15 protein-coding genes and 1 pseudogene are annotated in these 17,606 nt (G+C 64.1%); 7 read left to right on the top strand and 9 right to left on the bottom strand.

Going from position 1 to position 17,606, the window contains the following annotated elements; translation table 11 throughout:
* Nucleotides 1-17: 17 nt before the first annotated feature.
* Nucleotides 18-884 carry a protein-L-isoaspartate O-methyltransferase family protein gene (locus P3T22_RS03455; RefSeq protein ID WP_429324228.1) on the bottom strand — a complete coding sequence of 289 codons (867 nt, stop codon included), beginning with the start codon at nucleotides 882-884 and terminating at the stop codon, nucleotides 18-20.
* 243 nt (nucleotides 885-1,127) lie between these two features.
* On the opposite strand from P3T22_RS03455, the gene P3T22_RS03450 reads away from it, so the two are divergent.
* The 5 genes from P3T22_RS03450 to P3T22_RS03430 all read left to right on the top strand — a co-directional run bounded on the left by P3T22_RS03450 (nucleotide 1,128) and on the right by P3T22_RS03430 (nucleotide 7,823).
* A complete protein-coding gene (locus tag P3T22_RS03450; protein ID WP_429324470.1) occupies nucleotides 1,128-1,265 on the top strand; it encodes a hypothetical protein in 138 nt (45 codons plus the stop codon).
* Nucleotides 1,266-1,405: 140 nt separating this feature from the next.
* Nucleotides 1,406-1,627, top strand: a complete 222-nt coding sequence (locus P3T22_RS03445) for a hypothetical protein (protein ID WP_063496027.1) — start codon at nucleotides 1,406-1,408, stop codon at nucleotides 1,625-1,627.
* 831 nt (nucleotides 1,628-2,458) lie between these two features.
* On the top strand, nucleotides 2,459-3,058 hold the full coding sequence (locus P3T22_RS03440) for a DUF2760 domain-containing protein (protein WP_429324227.1): 600 nt from the start codon (nucleotides 2,459-2,461) through the stop codon (nucleotides 3,056-3,058).
* On the top strand, nucleotides 3,055-4,905 hold the full coding sequence (locus P3T22_RS03435; RefSeq protein WP_429324226.1) for an Hsp70 family protein: 1,851 nt from the start codon (nucleotides 3,055-3,057) through the stop codon (nucleotides 4,903-4,905). The genes P3T22_RS03440 and P3T22_RS03435 overlap by 4 nt, the downstream gene beginning before the upstream one ends.
* On the top strand, nucleotides 4,902-7,823 hold the full coding sequence (locus P3T22_RS03430; RefSeq protein WP_429324225.1) for an Hsp70 family protein: 2,922 nt from the start codon (nucleotides 4,902-4,904) through the stop codon (nucleotides 7,821-7,823). The genes P3T22_RS03435 and P3T22_RS03430 overlap by 4 nt, the downstream gene beginning before the upstream one ends.
* Before the next feature lie 92 nt (nucleotides 7,824-7,915).
* Here the strand turns inward: P3T22_RS03430 and phnX are convergent, their stop codons facing one another.
* Nucleotides 7,916-8,719 (bottom strand): phosphonoacetaldehyde hydrolase, encoded by an 804-nt coding sequence (gene phnX, locus P3T22_RS03425; RefSeq protein ID WP_063496023.1) that lies wholly within the window; start codon nucleotides 8,717-8,719, stop codon nucleotides 7,916-7,918.
* A 142-nt stretch (nucleotides 8,720-8,861) separates the two neighbouring features.
* Nucleotides 8,862-10,091 (bottom strand): 2-aminoethylphosphonate--pyruvate transaminase, encoded by a 1,230-nt coding sequence (locus P3T22_RS03420; protein WP_429324224.1) that lies wholly within the window; start codon nucleotides 10,089-10,091, stop codon nucleotides 8,862-8,864.
* A 119-nt stretch (nucleotides 10,092-10,210) separates the two neighbouring features.
* Between P3T22_RS03420 and P3T22_RS03415 the strand changes: the two genes are divergently transcribed.
* Entirely contained in the window at nucleotides 10,211-11,101 is an 891-nt protein-coding gene (locus P3T22_RS03415) for a LysR substrate-binding domain-containing protein (RefSeq protein WP_063496021.1), read from the top strand.
* 283 nt (nucleotides 11,102-11,384) lie between these two features.
* On the opposite strand, the gene P3T22_RS03410 is transcribed toward P3T22_RS03415, so the two are convergent.
* The 5 genes from P3T22_RS03410 to catB2 form a co-directional block, all read right to left on the bottom strand.
* Nucleotides 11,385-13,004, bottom strand: coding sequence for a T6SS phospholipase effector Tle1-like catalytic domain-containing protein (locus tag P3T22_RS03410; RefSeq protein ID WP_429324223.1), 1,620 nt, complete (start codon nucleotides 13,002-13,004; stop codon nucleotides 11,385-11,387).
* 21 nt (nucleotides 13,005-13,025) lie between these two features.
* Entirely contained in the window at nucleotides 13,026-13,559 is a 534-nt protein-coding gene (locus P3T22_RS03405; RefSeq protein ID WP_429324222.1) for a DUF3304 domain-containing protein, read from the bottom strand.
* Nucleotides 13,560-13,864: 305 nt separating this feature from the next.
* Nucleotides 13,865-14,155, bottom strand: coding sequence for a muconolactone Delta-isomerase (gene catC, locus P3T22_RS03400; protein ID WP_063496017.1), 291 nt, complete (start codon nucleotides 14,153-14,155; stop codon nucleotides 13,865-13,867).
* 116 nt (nucleotides 14,156-14,271) lie between these two features.
* On the bottom strand, nucleotides 14,272-15,180 hold the full coding sequence (gene catA / locus P3T22_RS03395; RefSeq protein ID WP_429324221.1) for a catechol 1,2-dioxygenase: 909 nt from the start codon (nucleotides 15,178-15,180) through the stop codon (nucleotides 14,272-14,274).
* 47 nt (nucleotides 15,181-15,227) lie between these two features.
* Complete coding sequence (gene catB2 / locus P3T22_RS03390) at nucleotides 15,228-16,385, bottom strand: muconate cycloisomerase CatB2 (protein WP_063496015.1); 1,158 nt, start codon at nucleotides 16,383-16,385, stop codon at nucleotides 15,228-15,230.
* A 100-nt stretch (nucleotides 16,386-16,485) separates the two neighbouring features.
* On the opposite strand from catB2, the gene P3T22_RS03385 reads away from it, so the two are divergent.
* A complete protein-coding gene (locus tag P3T22_RS03385) occupies nucleotides 16,486-17,373 on the top strand; it encodes a LysR family transcriptional regulator (RefSeq protein ID WP_063496014.1) in 888 nt (295 codons plus the stop codon).
* Between the two features lie 114 nt (nucleotides 17,374-17,487).
* Here the strand turns inward: P3T22_RS03385 and P3T22_RS03380 are convergent.
* Nucleotides 17,488-17,592 (bottom strand): annotated as a pseudogene (locus P3T22_RS03380) (LysR family transcriptional regulator); the annotation flags it as partial.
* Nucleotides 17,593-17,606 lie beyond the last annotated feature (14 nt).

Here is a 17,606-nt window from a genome sequence, read left to right as displayed (position 1 = left end):
CCACGACTATAAGGCGATCAGTCGTAGGCCAGGGCCCACCGTGTTCCACGCAACCAGCATCGCTTATCTGGCAAATCACCGGTGCGATACAAGCGTGTCACAGAACGCCAGCCGCCCTTTTGAAAGGCGGCGTCGAGCGCGGCTTCCGACGCGTCATCGCGCCCTCCTTCACACGGGTAGAGGCCGACCGCGGAGATCCAGGCGGCGAAATATTCATCCCCATCGCGTTCAATTCGAAATACCGCGCCGTATGGGGAGATCGGGGTCGCGCCACCAGGAAGCCAAGTCCTCTCCACCGTGAGGGGGAGAATCAACCTGCCACCGTCGTTCAAACGATCGAGCCAGATGTCGGCGGGATGGGTTACGCCCGCGTTGGCATAGATCACATCAGCAGAATCAAAGGACATCGAGAATCCGTCGCCCTGAAGAACCTGAACGTTCCGCACAGTCGAGAAATTCGCAGCCGCACGCCTCGCCAGGCCGGCATCGAACTCGATGGCGGTGACCCTGCCGGCGGAGCCAACGAGACAGGCCATGATGGCCGTGTAGTAACCGACACCCGCTCCGATATGGACCACGTGATCGCCGGCTCGAATGCCGGCGCTTGCGAGAAGCGGCACATGGTAGGACGGCATGCCGTTGTTAAGGCCACGTTCCGGAATGATGCCAATCAGAACATCGTCGTAGAGATGGACAGGATCGGCGTCAGGCGTGGGGATGTAGCCGACGGAACGCAGGATCGGCCACGGCCCCGGACCCAGATAGCGTTCTCGTTCGACAGCGGCGAATGCCGCCTCGACGCCCGGATTTGCAATGCCGGCTGCGGCCATGAGCCGCCGCGCATACGCTCGGCGGACGATGGCAAGCTTTTGCTGACGATCCATTTCGGGACCTCTGGGTGTCAGTCTTTCAAAGCGTGATCGACTCACGCTGTCCGTCTCAGCTTAGCCGAATGTATGCGCATATGCTTGCACACCGGGATCCAGAAACTCCCTTGTACTGCGCTGCGCCGCCGGGCGACGCGAAATTCTCGGCACGCTCGTACCCGATATAGGTTTCCGGCGATTGCATGCCGGCGTTGTCGGCCGCATAAGCCGCCAGCAACAGCGTGGTGCCGACGCTTGCGCATGCTGCAATTGCATCACAGCCAGATACGTCTGCTCGAGCGCGCGGGAACGGGCACGGCATTCTGTTTCGAACTGCCGGCGATCGAAAAGCCGGTTGTCGCCGGCATCCAGTCCCGACTCGTCATCCGACTGCTGTAGGCGCAATGCGTGTTGATGTGTAAACCAGACTTTCTACAATGAATGTACCGGTACGCAGGGGCGCCAGATTGCCTGAACAATCTCCCCCGCCGGTTATCGATGGCTGAAGGCCGCGCGCTCGTGTCGCGCAAGGATTCCACATGGAACCCGATCAGGTGGAAGCGAGTGAAAATCCGGAGGAAACGACGGGAAACAAGGTATGCGTCCTCCTTGCGGCCATCGGCACTTTGATGGCGGTTTTCGGCATCGCTATTTGCGTGTTTGGCCTCGTCGAGTTCAACCACACAAAGGTCATGGCCGGCGTGTGCGTCATCGTTGTGTCGACGATCACCTACATTCTGATGCTGACGACCGCCCGATGAAGGGAGGCCGGACGGGTTGTCAACCTGCCCGGCAAGCAACACGGTTTGCAATACGTGCAAAGGATGCAGCAACCCGGCGCTCGGATAGTAGCCAAAGAAGTCGTGCCGGTAGCCGGGCTCAGACCAGGCATGTCGTAATCGACGACAACCGCGGCCACCCAGGTGATCGACACGGACAGCGCGCTCAGCCCTATCAGGCCGACTATCATGGCGGCCATATGCGGCGCGCCTCGCATCGGCTTACACGCCGGCTTCTCTCACGTTGACTCCCGGACCGATTCCCAATGAACCGTATAGTGCATGGGTCTGAGCATGAACAGTGCAAACTTGCGCGGCCGTTCCGTCATGGTATGCGAATGGAAGAATGAAATACCGCGCCTTGCGGCCGCATACGGTGCCCGGAAAGTGGCTTTATGTGCCGCAAGACGACCCGGCATTTGAAACCATCGCGGCAAGAATGACGGCACTCGTGCTCGCGCGCGATCCCCGCGTGGGTATCGAGCCGAAGCCGCGCAGTCGTGGCGGAAAATCCACGTTGCCAAAGACATAAGGCATCGCGGTCGGCATCGACTGATTTTTCCGCTTGATAGCGTGTGGAGCGCTAGAATTGCCGGCTTTGCCCGCTTCGGGCGCGCGACAAGGCAAAATACGGGTTTTGCGCGTGTAGAACGCGCCGCCGACCGGATGAATCAGACTTTGGCGGCTTACCTGCCGCCGTCCCTCGCAATGACGCATGACAACGGCCCAGCACGCCAATCTGGCAAGTGGAGCCCGCCGCGTGCGGCACAGCCAGGACAGCTCGTCCTTTAACAGAGCCCCTCAGGAGCATTCATGAACGATTCGACCCCCTCTTTCCTCGGCAGGATTTCACTTGCCGTGAGTACGTTTTTCGGCATCCTCGGCGATGGCGAATTCGCCGCCGGAGTGCTGCGCCTGCGTAAGGGCACCGCGGGCAGCGCCGCTGCCGCGAGCGCCGCACCTCCCGCCGCCACGCCCGCGCCTGCCGCGGCACCGGCCCCCGCGCCTCAGCCGGCGCCCACGCTGAAGGAAGCGAGCCCGGACGCCGCGCTCCAGTTGCTCGGCCTGCTGCAACGCGACGCGCGCTTCATCGATTTCGTCGAAGAAGACATCAAGGGCTATAGCGACGCCGACATCGGCGCCGCCGCGCGCCTCGTGCACGCGGGCTGCCGCGCGACGCTGCGCGAGCATTTCACGATCCGTCCGGTGCGCGACGAAGCCGAAGGCAGCCGCGTGACGCTGGCCGAAGGTTTCGACGCCACCTCGATTCGCCTGACCGGCAACGTCGTCGGCAAGGCGCCGTTTAACGGCAGCATCAGCCATCGCGGCTGGCGGGTCGACGAAGTGCGTCTGCCGAAGCTGGCCGGCAGCCATAACGCCAAGGTGATCGCACCGGCCGAGGTGGAGCTATGAGCGACGCACGTTTTTCAATCGGTATCGATCTGGGCACCACGCACTGCGCGCTGTCCTACGTGGACACCACGGCCAGCGACGGCGAAAAGACCGCCCAGGGCGTGCTGCCGATCGCCCAACTCACCGGCCCCGGCGCGATCGACAACCTCGATCTGCTGCCCTCCTTCCTCTACCTGCCGCACCCGGACGAACTCGCCTCGGGCGACCTGTACCTGCCATGGACCGGCCAGCGCGAATTCGCGGTCGGCGAATTCGCCCGCAGCCGCGGCGCGGCCACACCGATCCGGCTCGTGTCGAGCGCCAAGAGCTGGCTGTGCCATCCGGGCGTCGACCGTCGCGCGGCAATTCTGCCGAACGATGCACCGCCTGAAGTCGCGCGCGTCTCGCCGCTCGAAAGCTCGGTGCGCTATCTGACGCACCTGCGCGAAGCGTGGGACCACGCGCATCCGGACGCCCCGTTCAGCCAGCAGGACATCACGGTGACGATCCCCGCGTCGTTCGATCCGGCCGCGCGCGAGTTGACCGCCGAAGCCGCCGAGGCCGCCGGTTACGGCCGCATGACCCTGCTCGAAGAACCGCAAGCCGCGCTGTATAGCTGGATTCAGAAGAGCGGCGGCCAGTGGCGCAAACAGGTCAAGGTCGGCGACATCATTCTCGTGGTCGACGTGGGCGGCGGCACGACCGACCTCTCGCTGATCGCCGTGGTCGAGCGCGACGGCAATCTCGAACTGCATCGCGTCGCGGTCGGCGAACACATTCTGCTGGGCGGCGACAACATGGATCTCGCGCTTGCTCACGTCGTGGCGCGCAAGCTTGCAGCGCAAGGGACCCAGGCCGACGCGTGGCAACTGCGCGCCCTCACCTATGCCTGCCGCTCGGCGAAGGAAACGCTGCTTGGCGACCCGTCGACGGATACCGTGCCGCTCGTCGTGCCGAGCCGCGGTTCGAAGCTGATCGGCGGTTCGATCCGCACCGAGCTCACGCGTGCGGAGTTGACCCAGACGATTCTCGAAGGCTTCTTCCCGCAGGTCGACAGCGCGGCGCGCCCGGTGAGCCGCGCGCGTGCCGGCCTGACGCAGCTCGGCCTGCCGTATGCGCAGGATGCGGGCATCACGCGGCATCTGGCGGCCTTCCTCGGCCGTCAGGTGGGTGCGCTCGCCGAGCTCGAAGGCTTGCGCGAGATCGCCACCGCGGAAGGTGCGACCTTCCTGCATCCCACCGCCGTGCTCTTCAACGGCGGCGTGTTCAAGTCGCCGCTGCTGGTCGAGCGGATCATGGGCACGCTCCATGGCTGGCTCAGCGCCGAAGGCGCGCCGCAAGCACGCCTGCTCGAAGGCGCGGATCTCGATCTCGCCGTCGCGCGCGGCGCGGCCTATTACGGCTACGTGCGGCGCGGCCAGGGCGTGCGCATTCGCGGCGGCACCGCACGCGCGTACTACATCGCCATCGAATCGGCGATGCCCGCCGTCCCCGGTCTCGAGCCGCCGGTGCAGGCGCTGTGCGTCGCACCGTTCGGCATGGAGGAAGGCACGGACGCCGAATTGCCGGCGCAGGAGTTCGGGCTGGTCGTCGGCGAGCCGGTGCACTTCCGCTTCTTCGGCTCGTCGGTGCGCCGTCAGGATCAGGTCGGCACGCTGCTCGACTTCTGGGGCCCGGAGGAATTGCAGGAGCTCGAAGAAATCCAGGCGACGCTGCCGTCCGCCGGCCGCACCGCCGGTGAAGTCGTGCCGGTCAAACTCCATGCGCGCGTCACGGAGGCCGGTACGCTCGAACTCGAAGCCATACCGCGCGGCACCGACGAACGCTGGAAGGTCGAGTTCGACGTGCGCGGCAGCGCCAATGCATGACCGAGATGAAGCGCTACCGCGTCGGCATTGATCTCGGCACCAGCAACACGGTGCTGGCGTATGCCGCGCCGGGCGATCCCGCGGCGGGCGATCCCGCGGCGGGTTCGCAGGACATTCGCGTGTTCGAGATCGATCAGCTGGTGAGTCTCGGCGAAGTCGCCGCGCGGCCGCTCCTGCCTTCAGTACGGTATCACGCCGCGCCTGACGAGCTGAGCACGGGCGATTTGCAGTTGCCCTGGCGCGCGGCCGATGGCTCGGACGCTAGCGCGCCAGGCCAGGTAGATCAGCCGGTCGTGATCGGCCGGCTCGCGCGTACGCTCGGCGGCCAGGTGCCGGGGCGGCTGGTAGCGAGTGCAAAGAGCTGGCTGTCGCACGCGTCGGTGGACCGGGTCGCGCCGATTCTGCCGTGGGGCGCCGCGGACGATGTCCGCAAGGTCTCGCCGGTCGAAGCCAGCGCGAGCTATCTGGCGCACGTGCGGGCGGCCTGGAATCAGCGCTTTCCGGATGCGCCGCTCGAAGCGCAGGACGTCGTGCTGACGGTGCCCGCTTCCTTCGACGAAGGCGCGCGCGCGCTGACGGTGGAAGCGGCGCGGATGGCGGGCCTGCCCACCTTAAGGCTGCTGGAAGAGCCGCAGGCCGCGTTCTACGACTGGCTGTTTCATCATCGGGACAGCCTTGCAACTGAACTGTCGGACACCCGGCTCGTGCTGATCTGCGACGTCGGCGGCGGCACCACCGACCTCACGCTGATCGAAGTCCGCATGCGCGACGGCGAGCCGGAGCTCACGCGTATCGGCGTGGGCAACCATCTGATGCTCGGCGGCGACAACATGGATCTCGCGCTCGCGCATCGGGTCGAGGCGCGTTTGCCTCAAGCGGGCAACGAGCGCCAGCGTTTGTCGGCGGCGAGTCTGTCGCAACTCGTCGAACGTTGCCGCGGCGCGAAGGAACAACTGCTCGGTCCGCACGCGCCGGAATCCGCTTCGATCACGCTGCTCGGCGCGGGCTCGAAGCTGATCGGCGGCGCGCGCACGGCGCAGGTCACGCGCGAGGAAGTCGAACAGATCATCGTCGACGGATTCTTTCCGGCGGTGGCATCGCACGAACGGCCCGGAAGGCCGCGCGGCGCGATCGTCGAGTTCGGCCTGCCCTATGCCACCGATGCGGCGGTGACGCGTCATATCGCGGCGTTTCTGAGCCGTTTCGCAGTGCAGTCGCGTAAAGCGCTGGATTCCTCTGCCGGTTCCTCCGCGCATTCCTCCGATACAGCCGAAGCTCAGGACGAGTCCTTGCCGGTACCCGACACGCTGCTGCTGAACGGCGGCGTGTTTCGCGCCGAGGCGCTCACGCAGCGCCTGTCCAGCACCTTGGGCACATGGCGCGGCGAGCCGCTCAATGTTCTGCACAACGACAATCCGGACGTCGCCGTGGCGCGCGGCGCGGTCGCTTATGCGCTCGCCCGCGCGGGCCAGGCGCCGAAAATCGGGGGCGGCTCGGCGCGCAGTTACTTCCTCGTGCTGGACGACACCGGCGCTGGCGAACGCGACGCCGAACCGGCGCAACGCGGCATCTGCCTGCTGCCGCGCGGCACCGAAGAAGGCCACGAGATCCGGATCGAAGACCGCACGTTCGCACTGCGCCTCGGACACCCCGTGCGCTTTCACCTGGCCTCTTCAAGCGCGGACACGCTCTACCAACCAGGCGAACTTGCCGACCTTGCGCAAGGCGACTTCGTTCGGCTGCCACCCATCGCGACGATCGTGCAAGCACGCGGCGCGAGCACGGTGCGTGGCGAAACCGCGGTACAGATCGCCACCTCCCTTACGGAAGTGGGCACGCTCGAAGTCCACTGCATCGAGCTCGACAATCCGGCGCAGCGCTGGCTGCTCGAATTCCAGTTGCGCCACGCAGACGCCGAGGCGAGCGCCCAGGCGAACCTGTCGGCGGATCCGGCGCAAGCCCGGCACCCCGCGCTCGGCGAAGCCATCGACCATATCGACCGCTGCTTCGGCTCGCGCGCGCAAAAGGTCGACCCCAAGGAAGTCAAACGCCTGCGTTCGCAACTCGAACAGCTGCTCGGCGCGCGCGAGGGTTGGAACAGCGCGCTGCTGCGCGAACTGTTCGGTGCGCTATGGGAACGTGCGCGCCGCCGGCGGCGCTCGGCGGACCACGAACGCTTGTGGCTGAATCTGGCCGGCTATTGCGTACGGCCGGGCTTCGGCTATCCGCTCGACGAATGGCGCGTCGCGCAACTCTGGTCGCTCTTCGACGACGGCATCCAGTACGTCAACGACAGCCAGGTCTGGTCGGAATGGTGGACGCTATGGCGCCGCGCCGCGGGCGGCCTCGACGAAAGCGCGCAGCTGCGCGTGCTCGACGCGATGGCCTATCTGCAAACAGCCGCGCAATCGCGCCATAAGCTGCCGTTCGACGTGTCGAAAACCGGCTTCACCGACATGGTCCGGCTCGCTGCATCGCTCGAACGCATTCCGGTCGAACGCAAGATCGAGCTCGGCGAGTCGGTGCTCACGCGGCTGAAGAAGCCTGCGGAAAACCATCAGAGCTGGTGGGCGGTCGGCCGCATCGGCGCGCGGCGGCCGTTCTATGGCAGCGCGCATAGCGTCGTGCCGCCGGACATCGCGGCACAGTGGCTGGACGCAATCCTCGCGCTCGACTGGAAGAAGGTCGACCCCGCGGCATTCGCCGCCGTGCAGATCGCCCGGATGACCGGCGACCGCTCGCGCGACCTGCCCGAGGCGTTGCGCCAGACGGTAGTGCGCAGGCTCGAAACGGCCAATGCGCCGCGCGCGTGGATCACGATGGTCAGCGAGACCGTAGAGCTCGATGACGCCGACGAAGGCCGGGTGTTCGGCGAATCGCTGCCCGCCGGGCTGAAGCTGATCGCGGCAACGCCGTGACGGCTCGAGCAATTCGTCAGGGACGGTGAGCGGATCGTGCTCGACGCCGCGCGCAGCACGGTGAGACCCACCGAAGCCCGCGCGTCGACAACTTAAGGCCGCTCGCCTCGCGCCAGGCGCGCATCGATCTCACGCACGACAGGCATCAGATCGGCAACGCTATCGATCACGTAATGCGCCCCGGCGGCCTGCAACTTCTGGATCGCCGCCTTGCGCCGCCATGCAAATTCATCCGGCGCCAACGCTTTGACATCCTCCTCGGCCATGCCAAAAGCATTGCCGCTCACGGCGACACCCACCGCCCACGTGCCGCCGTTGATGCCCTCCTCGATGCCGACCTCGGTGTCGTCGACCTTGATCGCGTCCCTGGCGCGCCACACACCCAGTTCCGGCAACGTCCTGTAGATCATGTACGGCGACGGGCGCCCTTCCGGCGTGTCACCGGTGCACACAATACTATCCGGCGAAAACCCCTGGGCCGCCGCGCCCGGCACGATCTCGGCCATGATTTCGCGCGTATAGCCGGTGGTCGTGCCAATCCTGATGTCGTCGCTGCGCAGCGCGCTCGCCACGTCCGCCACGCCCGGAATCACCGAACTGTAGCTCGCGGCCACCGCGATGTTTTTCGGCACGAAAACGTCGTACACCGCGTCGATGTCGGCTTCGCCCGGCGCGCGGCCATACTTGTCGGCCCATGCTTGCGACACGCGCGGAAGCGCCATCAACGCGGCGATATGCGGGCGCTTGGCCATACCCATCGGGCCGCGTGCTTCGTCGATCGTGATCGACACGCCGAACTGCTCGAACGTCTCGACAAATGCGCCCATCGGCGCCAACGAACCATAGTCGACCACCGTGCCGGCCCAGTCGAAAATCACTGCTTTTACGTGTTTCATTTGCTTCGATACTCAGGAGGTTGTAAAGCGCGCGCGACGCGCCGCGCGTATATATGGCTGCGTACGACTGCTTGTGGGGCCAAGACTTGATCCGTGCATCACCGATGCGCGGCCCACGCGCCACGCGCCCAGGCCGCCCTGTTCACGCCGCTTCGGCCAGCGTCTTGCGTTCTTCGATCGCCATCGCCGGCGGCGCGGCGTGGTCGACGCCCATCGCCTGCAACGACTGCGCACAGGCCTGCACCACGCGGCGCATCACATGCTCATCCACCTGACCGATGCAGCCGATGCGGAAGCTGTCCACCACGGTCAGCTTGCCCGGATAGATGATGAAACCCTGCTCCTTCATCAATTCATAGAAGCGCTCGAACTTGAACGACGGATGCGCCGGCGCGAAAAACGTCACGATGATCGGCGAGCGCCAACGCGCGCTCAGCAACGGCTCGAAACCGAGTTCATGCATGCCCGCGACCAGCACGTCGCGATTATTCGCATAACGCGCGAGACGCCCGGCCTGGCCGCCTTCGAGCTTATGCAGACGCAATGCCTCGATAAACGCAGCCACCGTATGCGTCGGCGGCGTGAAGCGCCATTGGCCGGTGCGGTTCATCACGTCCCACTGGTCGTACACGTCGAGCGAGAGCGAATGGCTGCGGCCCTTGGCCTCCTGCAACGCGCGCTGGCGGGCGATCACGAAACCGAAGCCGGGCACGCCCTCGATGCATTTGTTCGCCGACGACACGAAGGCCTCGCACGGAATCTGGCGCACATCGAGCGGCACCGCGCCAAATGCGCTCATCGAGTCGATCAGCAGCTTGCGGCCTTTTTTCGCGGTGGCGGCGGCGATTTCTTCGATCGGATTGAGAATGCCGGAGCTGGTTTCACAATGCACCGCGACTACGTGCGTGATGCGCGGATCGGCGTCCAGCATGCTTTCGACTTCGGCGCCGCGCGGCGGCAGGTAGTCGCCCTTGTCGAGCACCGTGCAGGCACGGCCGAGATAGCCGAGGGTGGTCGCAATGCGCTTGCCGTAGGCGCCGTTGGCCAGCACCAAGGCGTGGCCGTCGCGCGGAATCAGGCTGCCGAGCATCGCTTCGACGCAATAACTGCCGCTGCCCTGGAGCGGCACGCAGTCGTACTCGCCCGCGGTATCGCCGGCAATCTCCAGCAGGCTGCGGCGCAGCTGGGCGGTCATTGCGCGGAAGTCGCCGTCCCACGAGCCCCAGTCGCGCAGCATCGCTTCCTTGGTCGAGAGCGCCGTGGTCAGCGGTCCCGGGGTCAACAGATACGGCTCGCCTCTCGCCGGCGCGGCGCAGGTCACGGTTGACGGCATTGCGGACATTGCCGGGGAACTGTCGATCGCGCTTTCCATGTTCGGAATCTCCGATATCGCTGTTTCGGTGCTTGACACAGTACAGAAACGCTGCCCATCGGTAAAATCGATATAATTGATGAAGGTATCGTAAAAACTTATCTATCGACGAGGCAGACGTGCAATACGCGCAATTGCGGGCGTTTCATGCGGTCGCGGAACATGGCGGGTTTTCCAGGGCGGCGCAGGCGCTGTCGCTTACGCAGCCGGCGGTGTCGGATCACGTGAAGCGGCTCGAGCAGGACTTCGGCGTCAAATTGTTCGAGCGCGGCCCGCGCGGCGTCGAAACCACCGAACTCGGTCTGCGCCTTTTCAGCGTGACGCGGCAGATGCTCAGTTGCGAGCGCGACGCGCGGCAACTGCTCGAATCGGCGGGTGGGCTCGAATCCGGCTCGCTCTCGCTGGTCGCCGACGCGCCCGATCTGGCGGTTGCGTTGATCGGCGCGTTTCGCAAGCTGCATCCGGGGATCGTCGTGACGCTCTCGATCGCCAATGCCGCGGACTGCATGCAGCGTGTGCTGTCGAGCGCGGTCGATGCCGCCATTACCGCCGCCCCGCAGGTGCATAGCCGGCTCGAGTCGCGCGTGCTGCGGCGCGATCCGCTGGTGGCGATGGTGCCGGCAAGCTATCCAGTGGCGAAAAAACGCAAGCTGAGCTACGCGGAACTCGTGCAGCAGCCGATGATTTTTCGCGAGCCGCAATCGGTCACGCAGCAGTTGCTGGAGATCGAACTGGTGCGCGAGTCGTTGCAGGTCGAACCGGTGATGTATGTGGACGGGCGTGAAGCGCTGGAGGAAGCGGTTGCGCAAGGCATGGGGGTGGGCGTGATCGCGCGCGCCGAATTCAACGAATCGCGGCGGATCAGGATGATTCCGCTTCAGGATTGCCAGGTGCAGATGATCGAATCGCTCACGCGGCTCGCCGGGCGGCCGGGGTCGAATCTGTTGGATGCGTTGTTTGCTGTGGAGTTGACGGGCGTAGCCGTGACGGTTCAATCAACGGCTCGATGAACAGCTCTAACAACAGCTCCAACAACAGCTCTAACAACAGATGGCCGACGTTATGTTCGGCCGGATATACGTTGCGCCGCTGAGCCCGCTTCGGCGGCTAACGGCGAATCGAACGCGCTCGATTCATTCGACGTGCGCATCATCCGGCACGTGTTGATACGGATTGCGCTTGTCCGCTGACCTCGAAAGCGTCCGCGCGGACTCTCTGCCACGTTATCGACGACACGCCCGCTCACCGGGCAGCGCAGCTAGGCCGCAGCGGCACCGCCAGGTTGGCGGATGGCTAGGCCGCAGCGGCACCCCCAGGTTGGCGGATGCCGCGATTGTCGGCCAAGTAGCTGGATTGGTCGCAATAAATGCCGCGCGGGTCGTACAACGCGCACGGCCACGACGTGAAGTGCGCCACCGAATCATGCACGTATTCCGCCAGCAATCCGTCCACCGCGGATGGCACTGCGTTTTGCTCATCCCACGCAGCAAGAATCTGTTCTTCATAGGCGCTTCGTGGACGCGGTGCCGGTGGCGGCCAGTCGCGGCTGCCGGCGCGCGGATCGACGGGGTTGCGCAGAAACGCGACCCGCTGCACGAGGCGGCGCTGCTCGGCAAGCAGTTGCAGCGCCTGTTCTTCAGGACGGGGCGGGACGTCATAGACCCACCTGTTGGGCGAGCAGGCGGGATGATCGCTATCGGTGGCGGGTGGCACGCTCGCGCAGGCTGTCCGACTGACCTTGCCATAGAGCTGCCCGAGTACGCGCGTGTCGGTGGACTGCCGGGTCATCATGCTGCGCCACTGAAAGTTCAGACGGCGATGGGCCTGGATCAGTGATTCCACGTCGCTGCCGCTCGCAGCAGGCAGGGCCGCCATGTAGCCGCGATACAGGCTCACCACCGGATCGTCGTCCGGCAGTGTGTAATCCTCACGAAAGTCTAGCGTCAACTGCTCCGGCAATCGCAGCGGTACGCCAGCACGCAGGGCCTCGGCAAGCATATGGCGCAGCGGGATGCGCGACAGCCGGTTGCTGCGGCCCTGCTCGTCGGGTGCATAGCCGCCGCCCACGTCCGAATGCACGCCGGGGTAGACGACTTCCTCGCAGTTGGCGGGATAGGCGCGGTCTACCCGCACGGAGTCGAGTGGAAATGCCTGTCTTACCTCGTGCGCGGCGACGTAATGCACGCACCGCTCCACTTCGGGCGGGATCGCCAGTTCCGCGCCCCAATCGAGATGCAGTGCGGGTCCGCCGACCGACGCGACCGTATCGAACAGGCCCATGAACCTGATACGCAGCGGCACGCGCTCGCCATCCGGCGCTTTCCACCGCAAGCCACCATCGGTGCGCTCGCACCGGGTTTCAATCAGTTTTCGCACGAAGGCACGCGCCTCAGTAGCTCCACGCGAGAAGCCGAAGATGGCGAGGCTGATGAACTGCATGTATTTCCATGAAGGTGGACTCCACTCGCGTTCGAGGATTTGGGAAAACTCGGCGAGCGCAAACTTGATGCGCATGTCGCCACCGGCGCCCAACCCGAGTCCGAGCATGCCGCCCTGATCATCCTCGAGTGTGTCGGTGTAGCCCATGATCTTACGAATCTTGAACGGTGTGCCAACGCCTGGGATGTAGGTTGGCGAAGCGCCTCGTTTTTGCCGGTCGTCGACAGCGGTGCGATAGAGTTTGGCCACATTCGACAGCCGGTTAAGTGGAGTGTCCCGCTCCAGATTGTTATTGGTGCCGTCGAAGAAGAAGCTGAGCTTGGGATACAGGCGGCATTTGGCGTCTTTGAAAGAGTGCGGGCCGTCTTTGTTATCCGGGCGAAAGAGTTCACCAATGAGCTTGTCTCCGCCCTGACGGGCGGCCAGCTTGAATTCCTGGTCGGCAATTGGTGCGCCGGCTTGGCGAACAGTCATTGGCTCTCCTGTAGTCGTGGGTTACTTGTCGGCGCAGCCCAATCTGGAGGGCGAAAACGCAAGTTCTGCCTTGTCGAGGTCACGCAGAATCACGCAGACGTAGGCGTCGTCCTTCATCGGATCGTGATCGCTGTGCGGGCCGCTTGCCGGGAAACGGGCGACAACCGTGCGCTGTTCGCGGAGCTTCGTAATGGCCTTGGTCTTCGGATCTTCTTTGGCGCCCCACGTCCACGTGACTGTGACGGGTTGGCTCCAATCCTTAAGACCCGGGTAGCAGCAGGCAGCGGCTCCGCCACCCGCATGGTCAGCGGCATCTCCCGCCCAGTACTTGTCGATAAAGATGTTAACGGCGTAACGGTCCGTATGATTGATCGGCACCATCGCCATCGCCGTGCCCTCTCCGGCAAATGGGTCATCGGGCAGTCCGGTTCCCGCGCAAGCCGACAGGGTCAGCAATGCACCAACGGCCAAACCGCTCACGCGTCGAGAAAGTGCGCCTCCCTTGCCATAACGCATGCTGCGATGTCGGGAATTCGTCTTCAGTTGGGTTGCCATTCACCGTCCGGCCAATAAACAATGATTTATCGGATGCTGACCAGGCACGGATCAGATATCACCGCGAGCCCCATAAAAGTCATCCAGTATCAGCGTCCATCTTTCGACGTCCGAATATATAGAGAACTTCTATCGCAAAAAAGTGAATTCGCAAGTTGATTCGGTACGTTCGCGTCTGGACGCACGACCAGCACCGCGATCTGCAACGCAACACGCTGGACACGACCAGGTGCGAGCGCGTATTGATGTGAGAACGCGGCGACGGAATGCAAGTACAACCCGTTTCAAATGCAAGCGCCTACGACTTACCGGTCGTCGTCGCGAATCGACGATGCATGCCGGCACAGCGCGCGCACCTCGACATCCATATACGGAAACAGCGGCAACTGGCTCAGCACGTCGTGCAGATGCGCGGGGCTTTCCACGTCGAACACGCTGATATTCGCGTAGCGGCCGGCGATGCGCCACAGGTGCCGCCACACGCCCTCCTGCTGCAGCTTCTGCGACATCGCTTTCTCATCGGACTTCAAACGCGCGGCGCGCTCGGCGTCCATGTCGGGTGGCAGGTTGACAGTCATCTCAACGTGAAACAGCATGCTTGTGCTCCTTTTCTGATTGGTAATACAAAACCCTGGCTTGCCGGAAAACTTCGCCGCGCAGCCAGGGTCGATAGATTCATGCGGTACGTCTGTGCCTTTCAGGCGTCAGCGCTTTATGCTTCCGCGCGCGGGCGCTCCACTTCCGCGCCCGGCAAATTGTCGCGCTCGGTAAACAGCGTGAAGTCGAAATCGATCAGCGCGAACTTGTCCTCCACGCCATAGGGTTTTCCTTCCGCACCCTCGGCCTGCTTGACGGCCGGCACGAGGCCGTCGCGCGTGGCGAACGCGAAATCGTCCCACAGATACGGATCGCCGTCGATGTTGATCTGCGTGGTCAGCTTGCGGAAGCCCGGCGCCGAAATGAAGAAGTGAATATGCGCAGGACGATGCCCATGACGGCCCAACTGATCGAGCAGCAACTGCGTCTGCCCTTGCGGCGGCACCGAGTAACCCACCGGCACCACGCTGCGGAAGCTGTACTTGCCTTCGGCATCCGTGCGAATCGAGCGGCGTAGATTGAAGGCCGGCTGCGACTTGTCGAAGTACGAGTAGTTGCCGAGGTGATTCGCGTGCCACACTTCAACCAGCGCATTGGCGAGCGGCTTGCCGTCTTCGCCGAACACGCGGCCGCGCATCACCAGCGTCTGACCGGGATCGGTGCCGTCATCGAGTCGTGCATGCCCCTCGGACACGGGCGCGCCCGCCACATACAGCGGTCCCTCGATGGTGCGCGGCGTGCCGCCTTCGATCCCCGCCTTCGCTTCGGCTTCGTCCATACGCAGATCGAGAAAATGCTCGAAGCCGAGGCCCGCGGCCAGCAGACCGAACTCGCCGCTCTTGCCCGCGTCGCCGAGATAATTCAGCGCGGTCCAGAATTCGGCCGGCTGCACGTCGAGGTCTTCGATCGTGTAGAACAGATCGCGAACGATGCGGTTGACGATCTGTTTCGTGCGCGGATTGCCTTCATGGGTGGCGCTGTCGTTGATCTTCTGCAACAGCGCGTCGATGGCTTGCTTGTTCATGGGGTATCTCCTTCGTTTAATGGTCTTGGCAGCTAACTGATGAACCGTCAGTTCGTGGTGACGCTTGCGCCCTTGCGCGTATCGCGCCGCAAGCGATCGATCTTGTCCCAGTCGAGCGCGATGCCGAGACCAGGTCCTGATGGAAGATGCAAAGCAAAATTCTCGTAGCGCAGCGGTTCAGTGAGAATATCTTCGGTCAGCAGCAACGGCCCGAACAGTTCAGTGCCCCACTTCAGTTCGCCGAAGGTGCTGAATAGCTGCGCCGAGGCGATCGTGCCCACCGCGCCTTCGAGCATCGTGCCGCCGTACAGGTCGATGTTGGCCGCGAGTGCGATCGCCGCCACATCCGCGGCGCCAGTCAGACCGCCCGATTGCGCGATCTTGACGGCGAAGACATCGGCCGCGCGCGCGCTGGCGATGGCGAAGGCATCGGCCGGACCGTGCAACGCCTCATCCGCCATGATCGGAACCTGAGCGAGATCGGTCAGACGTTTGAGGCCCGCGCGATTTTCCGCGGCGATCGGTTGCTCGATCAGTGCGATTCCGGCGTCGGCGAAACGCTTGCCGGCCCAGATCGCTTCGGATTCGGTCCATGCCTGGTTCACGTCGACCCGCACTTCACCCCGTCCTTGCAGCGCTTTCTGAATGGCCACGACGTGCGCAACGTCGTCTGCAACAGCACGCGAGCCGATCTTCAGTTTGAACACGCGATGCCGCTTCGCTTCGAAAACACGTTCGGCCTCGTCGATATCGCGGGTCGTGTCGCCACTCGCGAGGGTCCACGCCACGTCCACCGAATCGCGCACGCGGCCGCCGAACAGCTCCGACAAGGGCACGCCGAGACGCTGCGCCTGGGCATCGAACAAAGCGGTTTCAACCGCCGATCTGGCAAAGCGGTTGCCCTGAAACAGCGCGCGCAGCTTCGCCATCGCCGCGCCGGGACGGGTCGCGTCCATGTCCTTGAGCAGCGGCGCAAAGTACGTATCGATGTTGACCTTGATACTCTCCGGGCTTTCCTCGCCGTACGCGAGGCCGCCGATGGTGGTGCCCTCGCCCACGCCGACCACGCCGTCGGCGCAGCGGATGCGCACCAGCACAAGCGTCTGGCAGTTCATCGTCGCAACCGAAAGCCGGTGTGGACGAATCGTCGGCACATCGACGAGAATCGTCTCCACGCTCTCGATCTTCACGGGTGTTGCTATCATTCGTTACCTCCTGACCTGCATTCCTGAGAGCACATAGTAGAAAGAACCCGCGAAGCAGTCCAAGACCGATTCCGACTACTTCCATACCTTAGGGGTATGCATGGAACTTCGCCAACTCCGCTATTTCATCGCGGTCGCCGAAGAGATGAACATCACGCGGGCAGCTAACCGCCTGCATATGACGCAGCCGCCGCTCAGCCGCCAGATCCAGCAGATCGAGGAAAGCGTTGGCCTCGCGCTATTCGAGCGCGGCTCGCGGCCGCTGCGTCTGACCGAAGCCGGCCGGATTTTCTATGCGCAGGCGAAGCGCCTGATCGGCGAAGCCGACGAACTCGCCCCGCTCACGCGACGCCTCGCGCAACTGGCCGAGCGCATCGTGATCGGCTTCGTGCCGTCCACGCTCTATGACGCGCTGCCCACCGTGATCCGCGCGTTTCGTGAAGCTGCGCCGCATATCGAGTTGTCGCTGATCGAAATGTTCACGATCGAGCAGCTCGCCGCCCTCAAAGGCGGCCGTATCGACGTCGGCTTCGGCCGCTTGCGTTTCGACGATGCGCAACTGGCGCGCGAAGTGCTCGTCGAAGAACGGATGATTGCCGCATTGCCGCAAGACCATCCGCTCGCACGCCAGAAGAAACCGCTGACGCTTGCCGCGCTCGCGCAGGAAACGCTGATCGTCTATCCGAGCACGCCGCGGCCGAGCTATGCGGACCAGCAGCTATCGGCAATGCATGACCATGCGCTGGAACCCAAAGCGATTCATGAAGTGAGGGAATTGCAAACCGCGCTGGGGCTGGTCGCGGCGCAAGTCGGCGTGTGTCTCGTGCCGCAAAGCGTGGAGGGCTTGCGCGCGCATGGCGTGGTGTACCGGCCGCTTCCAGGCGTCAATATCGCTTCGCCGATTATCATGAGCCGCCGCCTGCAGGACGAGTCGCCGACTACTACGTTGCTATGCTCGCTAGCGCGGGAGTTGTTCAAACGGGTTTGAAGAGCGGCGTGCGGCGGCCCCCATCTCAACGCTCGTCGAGCCGCCGCACCGCCGCACCGCCGCACGATATCGGCCATCAGATTGCGCACCCACACGTTGCCCTCGTCCTGATCGATCCAGCGCGATATGCCGGCCCACTCCCTGGGCGCGAAACGCGTCGTCGAGCGCGTAGTGGCTATGCTCGACCGACGTGATCTGCACGTGCGACGCGTCCAGAAACACCTTCATGCGCT

This window comes from Paraburkholderia sp. GAS348 (assembly GCF_050434205.1).
Classification (GTDB): Bacteria; Pseudomonadota; Gammaproteobacteria; order Burkholderiales; family Burkholderiaceae; genus Paraburkholderia.
This window is presented reverse-complemented; position numbering and strand designations above follow the sequence as displayed.

Coding starts and splice junctions, on each gene's coding strand:
- P3T22_RS03455 (WP_429324228.1), bottom strand. CDS start 884: ATGGATCGTCAGCAAAAGCTTGCCATCGTCCGCCGAGCGTATGCGCGG.
- P3T22_RS03450 (WP_429324470.1), top strand. CDS start 1,128: ATGCTGCAATTGCATCACAGCCAGATACGTCTGCTCGAGCGCGCGGGA.
- P3T22_RS03445 (WP_063496027.1), top strand. CDS start 1,406: ATGGAACCCGATCAGGTGGAAGCGAGTGAAAATCCGGAGGAAACGACG.
- P3T22_RS03440 (WP_429324227.1), top strand. CDS start 2,459: ATGAACGATTCGACCCCCTCTTTCCTCGGCAGGATTTCACTTGCCGTG.
- P3T22_RS03435 (WP_429324226.1), top strand. CDS start 3,055: ATGAGCGACGCACGTTTTTCAATCGGTATCGATCTGGGCACCACGCAC.
- P3T22_RS03430 (WP_429324225.1), top strand. CDS start 4,902: ATGACCGAGATGAAGCGCTACCGCGTCGGCATTGATCTCGGCACCAGC.
- phnX (WP_063496023.1), bottom strand. CDS start 8,719: ATGAAACACGTAAAAGCAGTGATTTTCGACTGGGCCGGCACGGTGGTC.
- P3T22_RS03420 (WP_429324224.1), bottom strand. CDS start 10,091: ATGGAAAGCGCGATCGACAGTTCCCCGGCAATGTCCGCAATGCCGTCA.
- P3T22_RS03410 (WP_429324223.1), bottom strand. CDS start 13,004: ATGACTGTTCGCCAAGCCGGCGCACCAATTGCCGACCAGGAATTCAAG.
- P3T22_RS03405 (WP_429324222.1), bottom strand. CDS start 13,559: ATGGCAACCCAACTGAAGACGAATTCCCGACATCGCAGCATGCGTTAT.
- catC (WP_063496017.1), bottom strand. CDS start 14,155: ATGCTGTTTCACGTTGAGATGACTGTCAACCTGCCACCCGACATGGAC.
- catA (WP_429324221.1), bottom strand. CDS start 15,180: ATGAACAAGCAAGCCATCGACGCGCTGTTGCAGAAGATCAACGACAGC.
- catB2 (WP_063496015.1), bottom strand. CDS start 16,385: ATGATAGCAACACCCGTGAAGATCGAGAGCGTGGAGACGATTCTCGTC.
- P3T22_RS03385 (WP_063496014.1), top strand. CDS start 16,486: ATGGAACTTCGCCAACTCCGCTATTTCATCGCGGTCGCCGAAGAGATG.